This window comes from Rhizobium sp. UBA1881 (assembly GCF_002338015.1).
Taxonomy (GTDB): Bacteria; Pseudomonadota; Alphaproteobacteria; order Rhizobiales; family Rhizobiaceae; genus Rhizobium.
The window spans coordinates 50,398-66,635 of the sequence record NZ_DDHH01000158.1 but is presented as its reverse complement, the minus strand read 5'-3'; the positions used below and the strand labels follow the sequence as shown (position 1 = coordinate 66,635).

The 16,238-nt window shown below is 60.7% G+C and carries 18 protein-coding genes; 6 read left to right on the top strand and 12 right to left on the bottom strand.

Annotated features, from left to right (window positions below):
- The 4 genes from B3605_RS19490 to B3605_RS19475 form a co-directional block, all read right to left on the bottom strand.
- Positions 1-266 (bottom strand): biotin carboxylase N-terminal domain-containing protein (locus tag B3605_RS19490; RefSeq protein ID WP_296435620.1); only part of this gene is annotated, 266 nt, incomplete at its 3' end.
- A 10-nt stretch (positions 267-276) separates the two neighbouring features.
- Complete coding sequence (gene accB, locus B3605_RS19485; protein ID WP_112941510.1) at positions 277-756, bottom strand: acetyl-CoA carboxylase biotin carboxyl carrier protein; 480 nt, start codon at positions 754-756, stop codon at positions 277-279.
- Between the two features lie 18 nt (positions 757-774).
- Positions 775-1,212 carry a type II 3-dehydroquinate dehydratase gene (aroQ, locus tag B3605_RS19480; protein ID WP_047510061.1) on the bottom strand — a complete coding sequence of 146 codons (438 nt, stop codon included), beginning with the start codon at positions 1,210-1,212 and terminating at the stop codon, positions 775-777.
- 143 nt (positions 1,213-1,355) lie between these two features.
- Positions 1,356-2,114: a DsbA family protein gene (locus B3605_RS19475; RefSeq protein WP_112941509.1), complete on the bottom strand. Its 759-nt coding sequence runs from the start codon at positions 2,112-2,114 to the stop codon at positions 1,356-1,358.
- A gap of 212 nt (positions 2,115-2,326) precedes the next feature.
- Between B3605_RS19475 and B3605_RS19470 the strand changes: the two genes are divergently transcribed.
- On the top strand, positions 2,327-3,490 hold the full coding sequence (locus B3605_RS19470; protein ID WP_112941508.1) for a pyridoxal phosphate-dependent aminotransferase: 1,164 nt from the start codon (positions 2,327-2,329) through the stop codon (positions 3,488-3,490).
- A 77-nt stretch (positions 3,491-3,567) separates the two neighbouring features.
- Here B3605_RS19470 and B3605_RS19465 read toward each other — a convergent pair whose 3' ends face one another.
- The gene (locus B3605_RS19465) at positions 3,568-4,572 is read right to left on the bottom strand and encodes a ketopantoate reductase family protein (protein WP_112941507.1); all 1,005 of its coding nucleotides are present in this window, start codon (positions 4,570-4,572) and stop codon (positions 3,568-3,570) included.
- 76 nt (positions 4,573-4,648) lie between these two features.
- Positions 4,649-4,861, bottom strand: coding sequence for a hypothetical protein (locus B3605_RS19460; protein ID WP_026283302.1), 213 nt, complete (start codon positions 4,859-4,861; stop codon positions 4,649-4,651).
- 223 nt (positions 4,862-5,084) lie between these two features.
- Here B3605_RS19460 and ftsZ point away from each other — a divergent pair, with 223 nt between their 5' ends.
- From ftsZ to B3605_RS19445, 3 genes are all read left to right on the top strand, one after another.
- Positions 5,085-6,116: a cell division protein FtsZ gene (ftsZ, locus tag B3605_RS19455; protein ID WP_051110811.1), complete on the top strand. Its 1,032-nt coding sequence runs from the start codon at positions 5,085-5,087 to the stop codon at positions 6,114-6,116.
- 208 nt (positions 6,117-6,324) lie between these two features.
- Positions 6,325-7,173, top strand: coding sequence for an oxidoreductase (locus tag B3605_RS19450; RefSeq protein WP_112941506.1), 849 nt, complete (start codon positions 6,325-6,327; stop codon positions 7,171-7,173).
- A gap of 44 nt (positions 7,174-7,217) precedes the next feature.
- Entirely contained in the window at positions 7,218-7,418 is a 201-nt protein-coding gene (locus B3605_RS19445; protein WP_112941505.1) for a hypothetical protein, read from the top strand.
- Between the two features lie 79 nt (positions 7,419-7,497).
- Here the strand turns inward: B3605_RS19445 and B3605_RS19440 are convergent, their stop codons facing one another.
- Complete coding sequence (locus B3605_RS19440; protein WP_018900140.1) at positions 7,498-7,824, bottom strand: hypothetical protein; 327 nt, start codon at positions 7,822-7,824, stop codon at positions 7,498-7,500.
- A 500-nt stretch (positions 7,825-8,324) separates the two neighbouring features.
- On the opposite strand from B3605_RS19440, the gene B3605_RS19435 reads away from it, so the two are divergent.
- Entirely contained in the window at positions 8,325-8,504 is a 180-nt protein-coding gene (locus tag B3605_RS19435; RefSeq protein ID WP_112941504.1) for a hypothetical protein, read from the top strand.
- A 64-nt stretch (positions 8,505-8,568) separates the two neighbouring features.
- Here the strand turns inward: B3605_RS19435 and B3605_RS19430 are convergent, their stop codons facing one another.
- A complete protein-coding gene (locus tag B3605_RS19430) occupies positions 8,569-8,751 on the bottom strand; it encodes a YegP family protein (protein ID WP_112941503.1) in 183 nt (60 codons plus the stop codon).
- 187 nt (positions 8,752-8,938) lie between these two features.
- On the opposite strand from B3605_RS19430, the gene B3605_RS19425 reads away from it, so the two are divergent.
- Positions 8,939-9,427, top strand: a complete 489-nt coding sequence (locus B3605_RS19425; protein WP_112941502.1) for a BON domain-containing protein — start codon at positions 8,939-8,941, stop codon at positions 9,425-9,427.
- Between the two features lie 79 nt (positions 9,428-9,506).
- Here B3605_RS19425 and B3605_RS19420 read toward each other — a convergent pair whose 3' ends face one another.
- From B3605_RS19420 to B3605_RS19405, 4 genes are all read right to left on the bottom strand, one after another.
- The gene (locus tag B3605_RS19420; RefSeq protein ID WP_112941501.1) at positions 9,507-13,328 is read right to left on the bottom strand and encodes a vitamin B12-dependent ribonucleotide reductase; all 3,822 of its coding nucleotides are present in this window, start codon (positions 13,326-13,328) and stop codon (positions 9,507-9,509) included.
- Positions 13,329-13,921: 593 nt separating this feature from the next.
- Positions 13,922-14,509: a hypothetical protein gene (locus B3605_RS19415; protein WP_112941500.1), complete on the bottom strand. Its 588-nt coding sequence runs from the start codon at positions 14,507-14,509 to the stop codon at positions 13,922-13,924.
- A gap of 185 nt (positions 14,510-14,694) precedes the next feature.
- Complete coding sequence (gene gpt, locus B3605_RS19410) at positions 14,695-15,192, bottom strand: xanthine phosphoribosyltransferase (RefSeq protein ID WP_047510080.1); 498 nt, start codon at positions 15,190-15,192, stop codon at positions 14,695-14,697.
- A gap of 192 nt (positions 15,193-15,384) precedes the next feature.
- Positions 15,385-16,227, bottom strand: coding sequence for a universal stress protein (locus B3605_RS19405; protein ID WP_112941499.1), 843 nt, complete (start codon positions 16,225-16,227; stop codon positions 15,385-15,387).
- Positions 16,228-16,238: the final 11 nt, after the last annotated feature.

Here is a 16,238-nt window from a genome sequence, read left to right as displayed (position 1 = left end):
GCGTTCTCCGACAGGAAGCCGTAGCCTGGGTGTACGGCGTCGGCGCCGGTGATCTCGCAGGCAGCAACGATCTGATGAATGTTCAGATAGCTGTCGCGCGACGGCGGCGGGCCGATGCAGACGCTTTCGTCGGCCAGGCGCACGTGCATGGCGTCGGCATCGGCGGTCGAGTGAACGACGACGCAGGGAATACCGAGCTCCTTGCAGGCACGAAGCACGCGAAGGGCAATTTCCCCGCGGTTGGCGATGAGGATTTTCGAGACCATGACGTTCGCCTTATTCGACGACCACGAGAGCTTGGCCGTATTCGACGGGGCTGCCGTCCTCGACAAGAATTTCAACGACCTTGCCCGACTTCGGGGCAGGAATCTGGTTCATCGTCTTCATCGCTTCGATGATGAGCAGCGTCTGGCCTTCCTTGACCGTCGCGCCAACTTCGATGAATGCGCGCGCGCCCGGAGCCGGTGCCATATAGGCGGTGCCGACCATCGGTGCGGAAACCGTGTTGGCCGGGTTGCGAGCCGGTGCGGCGGAAGCGGCAGGCGCTGCTGCGGCCGGAGCTGCAATCGCTGCCGGAGCGGCGGCGTAAGCAGGGGCAGCCATCGGCGCCTGGATGTACTGCGTGTTGCCGGCGCGCGAAACGCGGATGCGCAGATCGTCCTGCTCGACTTCAATCTCGGTCAGATCCGTGTCGTTGAGGATGTTCGCGAGATCGCGGATCAGTGCCTGGTCGATACCGTTCTTTTTTTCAGCCATGAGTTTTGCCCTGTCTTTTTATGCGGTGACGTTCTTTAGCGCATGGAGCGCCAGAATGTAGCTATATGGTCCGAAGCCGGCGATGACACCCTTTGCAGCGGGCGCGATCATCGACTTGTGGCGAAATTCTTCCCGCGCATGCACGTTGGAGATATGGAGCTCTACAACGGGAATGGAAATGGCGCGGATCGCATCATGTAGCGCAACCGAGGTGTGCGTGTAGGCGCCGGCGTTGATCGCAACGCCAATGGCCTTGTCGCCGGCTTCATGCAGCCAGTCGACGAGCTGACCTTCATGGTTGCTTTGACGGAAATCGACATCGACGCCAAGCTCTCGCCCGGCCGACTTGCAGTCCGCCTCGATGTCCTGAAGCGTCTTGCCGCCGTAAATGCCTGGCTCTCTTTTGCCGAGCATGTTCAGGTTTGGCCCGTTCAGGACGAAAATGGTTTGCGTCATCGAGTGTTCCGTCAAATGTGCGAGGGCAACCTATAGACTCACCAAAGGCTTAATGAAAGCCCTTTGGACAAGGCATCAGGAATCGCGCCACATTGTCCACATGGCTGAAGCACCTGGATTCTGGCAATTTGATGGGGGCCGGTTCAGCAGCTGGTCTTGCCGCATGTCCGCATGTTCTTGACCTTGGTCTCGAGGTCGTCGTAGCCGACCGCGCCCTGCACCAGCTCGTTGCCGATCACATAGGACGGCGTGCCCGTTATGCCGAGGTTCTGCGCCAGTGAGTAGGTTTCCTGCACGGAAGCGTCGCTCGGGCTCTTGGCCATCTCCGCCCGGATCTGCTTTTCGCTGACACCGAGAGACTGAGCCGCTTCGATGGCGCTCGCCTCGTCGGCGCGCCCGTCGCTGCCGAGAAGGGCGACGTGGAACTTGCTGTACTTCTCCGGAGCGATCTTGCGGAAGGCGTCTGACACCTTGTGGGCGGCAACCGATTCAGGTCCAAGGATCGGGAATTCCTTGAGCACGAAGCGGACGTTCGGGTCCTTCTTCAGCATGGTCTGCATGTCGGTCAGCGCATGGCGGCAGTAACCGCAATTATAGTCGAAGAACTCGACGATCGTGACGTCGCCCTTCGGGTTGCCGATCGTCATGTCGTATTTGGAATCGAAGATTGTCGCCTTGTTTTCCGAGATCGTCGCATTGGCCTTCACCAGGCGCGCGGTCTCCTGCTTCTTCTGCAGGGCATCCTGCACGTCGAGCATGATCTCCGGGTTTTCGATGAGGTACTGCTTGATGAACTCGCCGAACTCCTTCTTCTGCGCATCATCGAGCGCAGCGGCCGGCTGAGCGGAGACTACGGAGGCGGTCAGCGCGAGCGCCGTGAAGATTTTCGGGAGAATGGCCATGATATCCTCGTCTTTGCAGGTGATTTTGGTCGTTCAATGCTTCGGGTACCACAGTCCCATGATCGGAACGCAATGCGAAGCAACAAAAATACGGCGCATTCCGTCGTAAAGAAACAGGAATTCTCGTGTTCGTTATCTGGTCGCGGGATTGTGAAGATCTCACTAATGCGGCATTTGTCTGGCCGCAAATCGAAGTCGAAAGAGCAGAGTAATTGTTTTCCATTTCCAAGCGCAGTGCAGTCGAGCCGTTTCACGCAATGGATGTTTTGGCGGAAGCGACGCGGCGGCGCGCAAGTGGCCGGCCGGTAATCTCAATGGCCGTCGGTCAGCCCTCCCATCCGGCGCCGCGCGCCGCACTTGATGCGGCGAAGGCAGCCCTCGATGACGGCAGGATCGGCTACACCGATGCGCTAGGGACTGTGAGCCTGAAGCAAGCGCTTGCAGCGGATTACCGCGAGCGCCACGGCCTGGACATCGATCCCGCACGCATCGCGATCACGACAGGCTCGTCCGCCGGCTTCAACCTCGCATTCCTGTCGCTCTTCGATGCCGGCGATGCGGTGGCGATCGCCCGGCCCGGCTATCCCGCATACCGCAACATCCTCGGCGCGCTCGGCCTGCGGGTCATCGAGGTGCCCGTCACCGCCGAAACGCATTTCACGCTGACACCCCAAAGCATCGAGGCAGCCCAGAAGAAAAGCGGCGTCCGCGTGAAGGGCGTTTTGCTCGCAAGCCCGGCAAACCCCACAGGCACCGTGACCGGCCGCCAGGCGCTCGCCGAACTGGCGGAATACTGTTCGGCCAATTCGATCGCCTTCATTTCCGACGAGATCTATCACGGGCTCACCTTCGCGGGCGAGGAGACAAGCGCGCTCGAACTGACCGACGAAGCCATCGTCATCAACTCGTTCTCGAAATATTATTGCATGACCGGCTGGCGCATCGGCTGGATGGTATTGCCCGATCGTCTCGTGCGCCCGATCGAGCGGGTCGCCCAAAGCCTCTACATCTCTGCGCCGGAGCTATCACAGATCGCCGCCACCGCAGCGCTTGGCGCTTCCGCCGAGCTCGATGTCTACAGGGCAAGCTACGCCGCCAACCGGGACTTCCTGATGCGGCGTCTCCCGGACATGGGCCTTACGATCGCCTCGCCGATGGATGGCGCCTTCTACGCTTATGTGGATGTGACGCGCTTCACCAACGACAGCATGGAATTCGCCAAGCGGATGCTGACCGAGATTGATGTTGCCGCCACGCCGGGCCTCGATTTCGATCCGCTGGAAGGGCACCGCGCCATGCGCATGTCCTACGCAGGCTCCGAAGCCGAGATCGCCGAAGCGGTCGATCGCATGACGGGCTGGCTCAAAGCGGGCTGATTTCAAGGCGCTGCAGGCGTTTCCGGACTCATTTTCTGAGCGCCTTGGAAAAGCATTGTGAAGGGCAGGTCGGCCGTCTAGGCCGGCTTGCAGTTCTCGCGATCGAGCTGCGAAACCATTGCAAGCAAGGTTTCCGAAACCGGTGTCGGCACCGAAGCGAGCCTGCCGAGAACCACGACCATGCCGACCAGCGGCGTGATTTCGAGTGCCTTTCCGGCAAGCAGGTCCTGCAGCATCGAGGTGCGGACAGGGCCGATTTGGCTCGCCTGTTCGAGCCGCTCTTCCACCGACATGCCGACGTTGGCCCCAAGCGCCTCGCCAACCGCCTTGACCTCCTTCATCACCTTGCCGATCTGGTCGCTGACGGCGACGTCGGCCATGAGGCCGGACATGGTGGAGCGCGTCAGCGCGCTGATCGGATTGAACGAAGCATTGCCCATCAGCTTGCTCCAGATGTCGTTGCGGATTTCCGGTGACAGCGTGATGTTGAGATCGGCCTTCTGCAGCAACGCCTGAATGGCCTCAAGATCGCTCGTGACCTCGCCGGAGGGCTCGCCCAGAATGAAACGTCCCTTGTTGCTCAGCCTGATATGACCGGGCTGACTGACCTCCGCGCCCTGATGCGCGACGCAACCGATGACGCGGTGCGGGCCAACAAGGCGCCAGAGCGCGCCGCCTTCATCGAGCTCCTCGAATTGCAGTTCGGCGAATTTAGGGTGGTCGTCGCGGTGGAAGTACCACCACGGAATGCCGTTTAGGATCATCACGACGCGCGTGTCATCCTTCAACAGCTTCGCCATCCCCTCGGCGGCAGCGCCGAGCTGATGTCCCTTGAGACCTGTGATGACCAGATCCTGCGGCGGAAGATCGGCCGGATTGTCGGTCGCCACCACCTTCACGTTGATCGGCGTCTCGGCGCCTGCTTCGTGCAGTGTCAGCCCGTCGCGGCGGATGGCATCAAGATGCGCGCCGCGCGCGATGACCGACACCGTGACGTCGCTTCCAAGCAACGCCGCGATCTTGGTGGCGATCATCCCGCCAAGGGCGCCGGCGCCAAAAATGCAGATGGTCTTGATGGTCATGAAATCCTATCTCCGCAATCACTTGACCGCGTAGAGATAGGCCATCCGGCCTCGAAGGCGAATGATTTTTTGGTGTTCAGCGATCGCCCGGCAGCAACTCGCTGCGACGCAATTCGTCGATCGCGCTCACCGCGTCCTCTGCCGACCAGCCGGCCTTCAGAGCAGCGGAAATCATCCGCAACTCAGCCTCGGCCTCGATCTGCAGGAAGAGCGGCTCCAGCGCTTCCTGAGCGGTCACGACATGGTCTTTCGGAGGGGCTATCGACTGGCTGGAAGCGAGCATAGGCATCTGCGCGGTACTCCTCTCTTTATGGGCGGGCGGGCTTTCATTTTGACTGGCTTGAATCGACCTAATGCGCCAACCTCAAAAAAGGTTCCGGATAAATTTTAGAAAAGCCTGCATCTTGTTCTTTCGCCCCGCCTCTGCCTTCTTGCGCCCATAGGCTGATGCGCGATTCGGGTCCCGATAAAGCGGTGGAGCCCACGGAAGAATGCGCACGAAGGAGATTGCGATGACGAACGCCAAGCCCGGGATTTCCGAGATGCGGCCCAGAATTTCGGTGATCGGCGTTGGTGGTGGTGGCGGAAACGCCATCAACAACATGATCGCGGAAAGCCTCGAAGGCGTTGAATTCATTGCCGCCAACACCGATGCGCAGGTGCTTGCCACGTCGAAGGCCTCGCGCCGCATCCAGCTCGGCGCGCATGTGACCGAAGGCCTCGGCGCCGGTTCGCTGCCCGAGATCGGCCGCGCCGCCGCTGAAGAATCGATCGATGAGATCATGGACCACTTGGCCGGCTCGCACATGTGCTTCGTCACCGCCGGCATGGGCGGCGGCACCGGCACGGGTGCTGCACCGGTGATTGCCCAGGCGGCCCGCAACGCCGGCATCCTGACGGTCGGCGTCGTCACCAAGCCCTTCACCTTCGAAGGCAACCGCCGCATGAAGACGGCCGACGCCGGCATCGAGGCGCTGCGCCAGGCTGCCGATACCGTGATCGTCATCCCGAACCAGAACCTGTTCCGCATCGCCGACGCGAAGACCACCTTCGCCGACGCCTTCATGACCGCCGACCGCGTGCTGTTTGCCGGCGTCGGCTGCATCACCGACCTGATTGTCAAGGAAGGCCTCATCAACCTCGATTTCGCCGACGTGAAGTCGGTCATGCGCGGCATGGGCCGCGCCATGATGGGCACCGGCGAAGCCTCGGGCGAAGAGCGCGCAATGAAGGCGGCGGAAGCCGCGATCGCCAATCCGCTGCTCGACGACATCTCGATGCGCGGCGCCAAGGGCGTGCTGATCTCGATCTCCGGCGGCTCCGACATGACGTTGTTCGAAGTCGATGAAGCCGCAAGCCGCATCCGCGACGAGGTGCAGGACGATGCTGATATCGTCGTCGGCGCGATCTTCGACCGCAATCTGGATGGCAAGTTCCGCGTCTCCGTCGTCGCCACCGGCCTCGATGGCGCCGGCGCTGGCGTCGCTCCTGTTCAGCAGGGCGCGACCATGGTCCCGGGCCTGCCGCCGCGCACGCTGCAGTAAGCCGAAAACAAAACTTGGTTCGATCCGGCCGCGTGCTCCTGCGAGCGCGCGGCCTTTTTGCGTCTATTGGCCGCAACGAGCCGCCAATTCTGGAAAAACCAGTTGAACGACCCTAGATCAGAAGGTGCCCCCAAGACGCCCCCGAATACATCCCCAAAGGACACCCAAGGGCGCTTTCAATTTCAGACGAACATTTCAGGAAAGCACCATGTCTCAAGACAAAAATCCCGTCTGGTTCATCACCGGTTGCTCGACAGGCTTCGGCCGCGAACTGGCGAAACTTACCATCGCCCGCGGCTGGCCGACCATCGTCAGCGCCCGCGACAAGGCCCGCGTCGCCGATCTCGTGACCGGTCATGAAGACAACGCGCTTGCCGTCGATCTCGACGTGACCGATGCGGCGCAGATCACCGCCGCCGTGAAGGCCGCCGAGGAGCGCTTCGGGCGGATCGACGTTCTGGTCAACAATGCCGGCTATGGCTACCAATCGACGATCGAGGAAGGCAGCGACAGCGAGATCCGCGATCAATTCGAAGCCAATGTCTTCGGCCTCTTCGCCATGACCCGCGCCGTTCTGCCCGGCATGCGGACGCGCCGACGCGGCCATGTCATCAACATCACATCGGTGGCCGGCTTCATCGGCTTCCCGGCATCCGGTTACTACGCGGCCAGCAAGCACGCGGTCGAGGGCATGTCGGATGCGCTTGCAGCCGAAGGCGCGCCGCTCGGTATCAAGGTCACCTGTGTCGAGCCCGGCCCGTTCCGCACCGATTGGGCCGGCCGTTCGCTGCGGCAGACCGAAAGCAAGATCGCCGACTACGCGGAAACGGCTGCCGCGCGCATGCGCCAGACGGCTGGTTACAGCGGCCAGCAGCCGGGCGATCCCGTGCGCGCCGGCGAAGCGATCATCAAGATCACCGAGGTCGAGAACGCGCCACGCCATCTCGTGCTCGGCGAGTTCGGCTATGGCGCGGTCACGGCCAAGCTGAAGGAGCGCCTGGCGCTGATCGAGGAATGGAAGGACACCAGCCTCGGCGCCGATTTCCCGAAATCGTGAGGCTCGCGTCCTAGCATGAGTAGGGCGCCGTGGAGGAAGATGTGATGATGAAGCTCGTCTATGGCCTCGAAGGCCTGCTGGTCCTGGCCGGTCTGATCTGGATGGGGCAGGGTAGCGGTTATTTTCCGTATCCGGCCGAAAGCTTCATGATCGACCAGACGCCCTGGATCTACTGGGGCGCGCTTGCCGTTGCCGTCGGCCTCATTCTGATCGTGCTGACCAAGAGCCTGCGCGGCAGGCGCTAACATCAGCCCAAAACAAATTCGCCGGCTGGAAGGGCAAGAAAACCCCGCCAGCCGGCGATAATCAGTCGCTTGAAAGCGTTCAAGCGCGGCGCAGACGCGCCTCAGGTAGTTCGGGCCGGGTGCCGTCAGGCGCGCGAAGACCGCGATGCTTGCTGACGAAAATCCACTCGACATTGCCGGGCTCGAACGGCCGGCGCGGATTGCGCAGCGCCAGTCGGCGCTCGGACAGGCTGCGGGGCAGGGTGTCGATCATGTCGTTCATGAACGTGTCGAGACACTCTTTCCAGCGGGGAGAAACGGCGACATCGACGCCGCCGTAGCGATGAAAATCGGGGTGTTTGCGGGAGTAGCATGCGCCGATCATCCAGGCATGCTGCTGTTTCAGAAAACGCTCTTTAATGGTCATTCGCAGTCTTTTTCATTCCTTGGCGTCAGCGACTCCCTAGCCGTCGAAGCGAGCGATGTTGATCGGCCGTTCCGCTTTCCAGGTGCCATCCGCACGCTGATATTTTGTTTGCAAACCGGCTGCCGATCAAACGATCGATAAGCGACCTGGGGTCGCCGCCGGTGCCTCTACACGAGTAGGAAAAGTTGGCCGATTGAACGCCGTCGAAGCCTGAGCTGGGACGCCATTACTTCGGCGACGTGCTACCTAGTCGACATTGATTGTTCCTTCAAGGATTTTCCTGAAACAATTTTGCATGGCTGCCCGTCGCGACGAAAAAACGGTAGCAGCGCCCTCATCGGCTCGCGTCATGGGTGTGAATTTTGCCCGTGGCTGACTTGAGGCTGTATATGGCTGCCGAGGTCAGGGGATGCGACGCCGAATGCGCTTGCGCGGCGAGGGAACGCTTCATAGGCTCGCTGCGTTGATGGATTCGTTCAACGCTTTTCAGTAGGAATCACATGCGCGCTCAATCGAAGCCGTTCGTTGTTGAAATCAAGACTTCCCGCCGTACCGATCGCAGCAAGGAAAAATCCATCTGGGGCAATCTCGACCTCTCCGCCGTGGCGCAGGAAGTGGTCGATGACGTGCCGTTGTCGGCAGCACCTGCCACCGGTGTCGAGCAAAAGGCCGTCCGCTAACGGCCAAAAGGGCGCGCGCGCCGATATGTAGCCGCGCGCCTGATCGAATTCTGTGAAAGCGCAGTCAGACCGGGTTACAGGTCATGCCGTTGCGCTGGGCATTGGCAATGCAATCGCTGCGATTGTTATAGCCTTCTGTCGACGCGCCAACGATCTTTCCATTGGGCGCTTTGCACCGCCAGTGCCACTGGCCACTTGTCTGGTAGATCTCCCAAGTATCGCCATTGCTTGCCTTACAACTCGCCATGTCTCTCTCCCTTGGCTTTGACATACAAGGGCTAGGCCATTCCTTCGCGCGTTTCTACGAACTGATTGCAATCAAGAGGTGCGTCTCGCCGCGACGTCGGTTGTGTTGGCCGTCAGAAGCGAGACATAAATGGCGAACCATCTGGTCCCTTGGGCGTTGTTTGAAAACACGCTGAAGGAGAAGATCGATGCCAATCAACGATGATGGAAAGAAGCCGCTGTCGCGCAGCGAGGACTATCGCGATTTCGAAGAGCGCAATATCGACGACGGCTGGCCCTATGCGGACAGAACGGACGCCGCGTCCACGGAGCCTGAAAATCGAGCCTATGGCGAAACGCCCGCCAATTTCGACAGCAGCGACAATCCAGGCTTCCGCATCGACGGCATAGACCGCGATGGCAACGAGAACCGGCTGAAGGATTCGCTGCGCGCCGACACGATCGACCGCGATGACAGCGACGATCTCGAAGCGCGGGTCACCGAAAACATCGAAAACGTTCCCGAAGTCGATATCGACAGCATCGAGGTCCACGCAGACGGTCATGTCGTCACGGTCGAAGGCTCCGTCGAAACAATCGGCATCGCCCGCAAAGTCGAACTCGCCGCCTCCTCGGTCGATGGCGTCCACCATGTGAGGAACAGGCTGCACACGACTGGCGTGGATGCGCATTCGTAATTTGCCTCCTACCTCCAACGGAAAAGGCCGCCCGCTTGGATAGGCGGACGGCCTTTTTAATTAGCGTTCTCTAAGCTGATCAGCTGCAGCCGCTGGTCGCGCCGCAAGTGTCGCACTTCTCGCAGGTGCCGTTGCGCACCATCGTGAAGTTCTGGCACTCCGAGCAAATGTTGCCGGTGTAGCCCTGCATGATCGACCGGGCGCGACGCTCGGATTCGATCTTCTTTGCTTCCGTCTTGGCCGATGCGGCGTCAGCGGCGGCCTTGTCGGAGAACAGCGCCGTTGCCTGCTGCTGGTTTTCGGTCGTGACTTCTTCCAGCACTTCCTCGGCGATCTCTTCGGCCAATTCCTTGGCGCGCTCTTCGTAATCGCGCTTGAAGGCGACGATTTCGGAGGTCGAGATGGCGGTCGTCGGCTCGATCTTGCGGGCGGCAGCGCCTGCAAACGACGTTACCGTTGCGCCGGACGAAGCGCGGGCAGGGGCGGTTGTTGCCGAGCCCTTGGGCTCGCCGGAAGCCTGGCGTTCGCTGTTCGAAACGATCGTCGGCTTGTAGCCGCGGGTCCAGCCGGTCGAGACGAGGTTCGTCTTGCCTTCCTGGATGCCCTTGCCGAGTGCCGTGTTCGAGAAGTCCGACGTATCGACATGCGCCAGATCGTGGCGGCCGAGGTAGGAGACGGCGAGTTCGCGGAACACGTAGTCGAGGATCGACGTGGCGTTCTTGATGGCGTCGTTGCCGATGACCATGCCTGCCGGCTCAAACTTGGTGAAGGTGAAGGCCTCCACATATTCTTCGAGCGGCACGCCGTACTGCAGACCCAGCGAGATGGCGATGGCGAAGTTGTTCATCATCGCACGGAAGGCGGCACCTTCCTTGTGCATGTCGATGAAGATCTCGCCGAGGCGACCGTCACCGAATTCGCCGGTGCGCAGATATACCTTGTGTCCGCCGACGGCAGCCTTCTGGGTGTAGCCCTGGCGGCGGTTCGGCAGCTTTTCGCGTTCGCGGGTCACGCGCTCGACCACACGCTCGATGATCTTTTCGGTGATGGTGACGGCCTGGGCGGCGACCGGCTGCTGCAGCAGATCGTCCAGTGCGTCCTCATCGCTTTCGTCTTCGATCAGCGAGGCGTTCAGCGGCTGCGACAGCTTGGAGCCATCGCGGTAGAGAGCGTTTGCCTTCAGGCCGAGCTTCCAGGAGAGCATGTAGGCGCTCTTGCAATCCTCGACCGTCGCGTCGTTCGGCATGTTGATCGTCTTGGAGATCGCACCCGAGATGAACGGCTGGGCAGCGGCCATCATGCGGATGTGGCTGTCGACCGAGAGGTAGCGCTTGCCGATCTTGCCGCATGGGTTGGCGCAATCGAAGACGGCGAGGTGCTCGTTCTTCAGGAACGGTGCGCCTTCCAGCGTCATCGCGCCGCAGACGTGAACGTTGGCAGCCTCGATGTCCTTCTTCGAGAAACCGAGGTGCTCGAGCAGGTTGAAGCTCATGTCGCCGAGCTGTTCGTCGGAGACCTTCAGCGTCGCCTTCAGGAAGTCGGTGCCGAGCGTCCACTGGTTGAAGACGAACTTGATGTCGAAGGCCGACTTCAGTGCGCCGTTCAGCGCTTCGATCTTCTCGTCGGTGAAGCCCTTGGCCTTCAGCGAGCCGGGGTTGATCGCCGGCGCCTGGTTCAGGTTGCCGTGGCCGACAGCGTAAGCTTCGATCTCGGCGATCTGGCTCTCGGAGTAGCCGAGCGTGCGGAGCGCTTCCGGAACGGCGCGGTTGATGATCTTGAAGTAGCCGCCGCCGGCGAGCTTCTTGAATTTCACCAGCGCGAAGTCAGGCTCGATACCGGTCGTGTCGCAATCCATGACGAGGCCGATCGTGCCTGTCGGCGCAATCACGGTTGCCTGGGCGTTGCGGTAGCCGTGCTTTTGGCCGAGCTCGAGAGCCTTGTCCCAGGCGCTCTTGGCGTGAGCCGCCAGATCCTGGTCCGGGTTCTCGGAGTGGATCAGCGCGACCGGGTTGATCGACAGGCCTTCATAGCCAGACGTCTCGCCGTAAGCGGCGCGGCGATGGTTGCGGATAACCCGCAGCATGGCTTCGCGGTTCGGCTTGAACATCGGGAAAGGTCCGAGTTCAGCGGAGATCTCGGCAGAAGTGGCGTAGGAGATGCCGGTCATGATCGCGGTCAGCGAGCCTGCGATGGCGCGGGCTTCGTCGCTGTCATAAGGAATACCCGACGACATCAGCAGGCCGCCGATGTTGGCGTAGCCGAGGCCGATCGTGCGGTATTCGTAGGAGCGCTCGGCAATCTGCTTCGACGGGAACTGTGCCATCATCACGGAGACTTCAAGCACGACCGTCCAAAGGCGAACGGCGTGTTCGTAATCAGCGATGTTGATGCGCTTGGTAGCCGCATCCTTGAACTGGATAAGGTTCAGCGACGCGAGGTTGCAGGCCGTGTCGTCGAGGAACATGTATTCCGAGCACGGGTTCGACGCGCGGATCGGGCCGGCAGCCGGGCTGGTGTGCCAGTCGTTCATCGTCGTGTTGAAGTGCAGGCCCGGATCGGCCGAGGCCCATGCGGCGTAGGAGATCGATTCCCACAGGTCGCGTGCCTTCAGCGTCTTCATGACCTTGCCGTCCTTGCGGGCGGTCAGGTTCCAGTCACCATCGTTTTCGACTGCGCGCAGGAAGTCGTCCTTGATCGAGACCGAGTTGTTGGAGTTCTGGCCCGAAACCGTGAGGTAGGCTTCCGAATCCCAGTCGGTGTCGTAGGTCTTGAACTCGAGGTCCTTGTAGCCCTGGCGAGCGAACTGGATGACGCGGCCGATGTAGTTTTCCGGAACCTGATCCTTCTTGGCAGCGCGCACTTCGCGCTTCAGGGCAGGGTTCTTGTTCGGGTCGTAGCAATCGTCATTGTCGCCGTCGCAATTGACGCAGGCCTTCATGATCGCCTTCAGGTGGCGATTGACGATCTTGGAACCGGTCACGAGGGCAGCAACCTTCTGCTCTTCCTTGACCTTCCAGTTGATGTATTCCTCGATATCCGGATGGTCGATATCGACCACGACCATCTTGGCCGCGCGGCGCGTCGTGCCGCCAGACTTGATGGCGCCGGCAGCGCGGTCGCCGATCTTCAGGAAGCTCATCAGGCCGGAGGAGCGGCCGCCGCCGGAAAGGCGTTCGCCTTCGCCGCGCAGATACGAGAAGTTGGAGCCGGTGCCGGAGCCGTACTTGAAGAGGCGGGCTTCGCGAACCCACAGATCCATAATGCCGCCTTCGTTGACCAGATCGTCTTCGACGGACTGGATGAAGCAGGCGTGCGGCTGCGGATGCTCATAGGCAGACTTCGACTTCGTCAGCTTGCCGGTGAAGGGGTCCACATAGAAGTGGCCCTGGCCGGGGCCGTCGATGCCATAGGCCCAGTGCATGCCGGTGTTGAACCACTGCGGCGAGTTCGGAGCGACGCGCTGTGTCGCGAGCATGTAGGCAAGTTCGTCGCGGAAGGCGGCCGCGTCTTCTTCGGAAGAGAAATAGCCACCCTTCCAGCCCCAGTAGGTCCAGGTGCCGGCCAGACGGTCGAAGACCTGGCGCGCATCGGTTTCAGAACCGTACTGCTGATCCTTCGGGAGTTCCTTCAGAGCGGCCTCATCGGCAACCGAGCGCCACAGGAAGGAAGGAACGTCGTTTTCCTCGACCTTCTTGAGGCGGGCAGGGACGCCGGCCTTGCGGAAATACTTCTGCGCCAGAATGTCGGCCGCGACCTGCGAAAACTGCGCGGGAACATCGATGTTCTCGAGGCGGAATACGATCGACCCGTCAGGGTTCTTGATCTCGCTGGTTGCCTTGCGGAATTCGATAGCCGCGTAAGCGCCCTGATCTGCCTTCGTAAATCGGCGTTCTATGCGCATTTGCCTTAACCTCTAGCTCGCGCGCCCCGTCCCCGTTGACCAAGGCGCAAGTTTCCACCTCCGGCGGCGCCGTAAGGAGCGCAGCCAGTTCTCGTTTCCGTATCGTCACAGGAGTGTCATCCGGAGATGGGTCATCCTGTATCTTGTGGTGATGGTGGCTGCAATCACTAAATATAGTATTAACAGCCTTTTTCCGCCAGCCCCGGATGTCGCTTTTTCAGGCGGCAAAAATCGCGCAGAACATACTCATGGCGGCTCACCCCTCATGGATCAACGCCCTGATTCAATGCTCGATTTCTGGTGAGAACCGGCCTCGTCATGTCCGGTTCAGCTGCCGCCGCAACATCGAAGTTCATTAAGTTGAAAACAGGCGATTCCGTCAAGGGCTTGTTCTTAACGAAGTGTTCACCACAAGATATTGTGGAGTGGCCTGTGGAGACTGGGGAAAAACCAGTTGGGCAAGAATTTCAATGGCTTGCTACGGGATGCGCAAGAGAAATGCCAAAGCCGGATTAATTTTGCCATATTTTGTCATTTGGCGGTGGCTTTTCGAGCGCAAATGAGCCTTGTGATTCGCAAGGCCGAACAAGGCGCTAAAGTGCGTCGATGGCGATGGTCACGGTAGCGCTTCCGATCGCCTCTCCACGCTCATCGCGAACAGTGAAACTTGCCTGCGTTTCCAGCAATTGCGTGGCATCGTCGCGGCTGGCGCGATCGATAAAGACCTCGTCGGAGTCCCTGGCGAAGGTCTTCAGGAACTTGTTTTCGTCGCCCTGCCAGTAGTCGTTGGTGGGCACGCTCTGTGCGACATTCAGTCCGTTCCGGTCGGTCACGAAGATTTCCACAATCGTTCCTTGCGAATCATCCTGCTTGGCTTTGAGGTATCGCGAGACCGGATTGTTGAGGAGGCGGGTGACCATCTGCCATTGCCCGCTCTTGATCTCCGAGCGGTAGCTGTTGTCGAGCACCTGGATATCCATCGGGCTGATATCGCCGAACTTCCTGTTCTGCGCCTTGATCGCGGCCAGAACGTTCGGCTTGTTGATCATCGGCTTGACGAGCGTATCCACATATTCGCGCACGACGGAGATATAGGCAGGTTCGGCCGACACCGCGCGCGGATGCACGTTCAAACACAGCCCGAAAGCCGCGATCAAGCCGATAAACCGCCAACGCTGCATGGTCGTTCCAGTGTCGCGCTAGCGACCGCCCTCTACCCAAACACCCTGCCGCGCCCTTGCCGCCTGATGCCATGTGATCATACGGCGGACGGCGAGGGGCGGACAGCGAATTTGGTGATGTTAGTAAACAAAGATTGGAGCAATTTAAAGTTGCTTTCGTCTTCGCCTGCTAAAAGCCTGGAAAATCAGCCCTTGCTGCCCTTGGAGATCGGTTCCTGATAGCTGAAACCCATATCCCACGGGAAGTAGATCCAGGTATCCTGGCTCACCTCGGTAACGAAGGTATCGATGGTCGGCACACCCTGTGGTTTTGCGTAGACGCAGGCGAAGTGCGCCTTGGGAAGCAGGGTGCGGACTTCGGAGGCTGTCTTGCCGGTATCCGTCAGATCGTCGACGACAAGCACGCTCTCGCCGCCATCTTCAAGCAGTTCGGCGGCGATCCCCTTGAGGAGCATCATCTCGCCCTGGTTCACATAGTCGTGGTAGGACGCGACGCAGACCGTCTCGATCAGGCGGATGTTGAGCTCGCGCGAAATGATGGCAGCCGGCACCAGGCCGCCGCGGGTGATGCAGACGATCGCCTTGAAGTCGCGGTTGAGGCCGGCAAGACGCCAGGCCAGCGCGCGTGCGTCGCGGTGAAATTGATCCCAGGAAACGGGAAAGGCTTTATCGGGAAGGGACATGGGCTCGCTCCGAGGCATGAATGATGACACGCCGTTTGCCGGCGGCCGGACGCTCTTCCGTTCACTCGGGTCAAACGCAAATCGCGCAGCCGAGACTGCGCGATGGAAGGACCGAAGCCGGAGCTCGTCGTCGGTCGTGGCAATTAGCGGAATTTGGCTGCAAAACGCAAGCCCCCGCTGATCGCGGCCTCTCTAGCGTGAAAGCAGCGTCATCGCCGTCATGGAGTGCAGGAGCGTCTTCGTCGTGCCGCCGAAGATCATCTGCCAGAGCCTCGAATGCGTGTAGGCACCCATCACCAGCAGATCGATGCTGCTGTCGGACAGCCGGTTCTCGATAACGGCCGAGGTGCTCTTGTCCGTTGTCGTTGCCGTCGCGAGGGTGACGTTGACGCCGTGGCGGGAAAGCGTCGCGGCGATTTCCGCACCCGCCACCGCCGCCGATTGCAGCGCGTTGTCGACCGGGTCGACGGAGAAGATCTCAACCTCGTCGGCGGCCTTCAGGAAGGGCAGGGCGTCGAATGTGGCGCGCGCCGCCTCCTTCGAACCGTTCCAGGCGACGAGCACCCGCTTGATCGGCTTCGGCTGGCGGATGATGAAGGGGATCATCAAAACCGGCCGTCCGCTTTCGAGCAGGAAGTTATCGACATCGACGTGACTGTCCGACGGCCGTGCCGGATCGGCCTGCGAGGCGATCAAAAGATCGGCGCTGCGCGCGCTTTCAATCAACGGCGCCGAGCCGTAACCGGTAGAAGAGGCGAAGCTTCGCCACTCGAACGACACGCCTTCGACCTCTGCCTTGCGGCGAACGGTCGCCTCGATCTTGACCCTTTCGCTATGCGCCATGTCCTGCAGCGCCTGCACGGCGACGGGATCAGGAATCTCCATCGGCGCCACGAGCGGCACGACGGCGATCGTTTCCGCATGCAGCCCGATCACATGGGCACCGTGTTCCGCAGCCAGCGCGAAGGCGAGATCGGCGACTGCAGTGCAATTGTCTGAAGTATCGAGAATCGCAAGAATGGTTTTGTAAGACATGGGTATCTCTT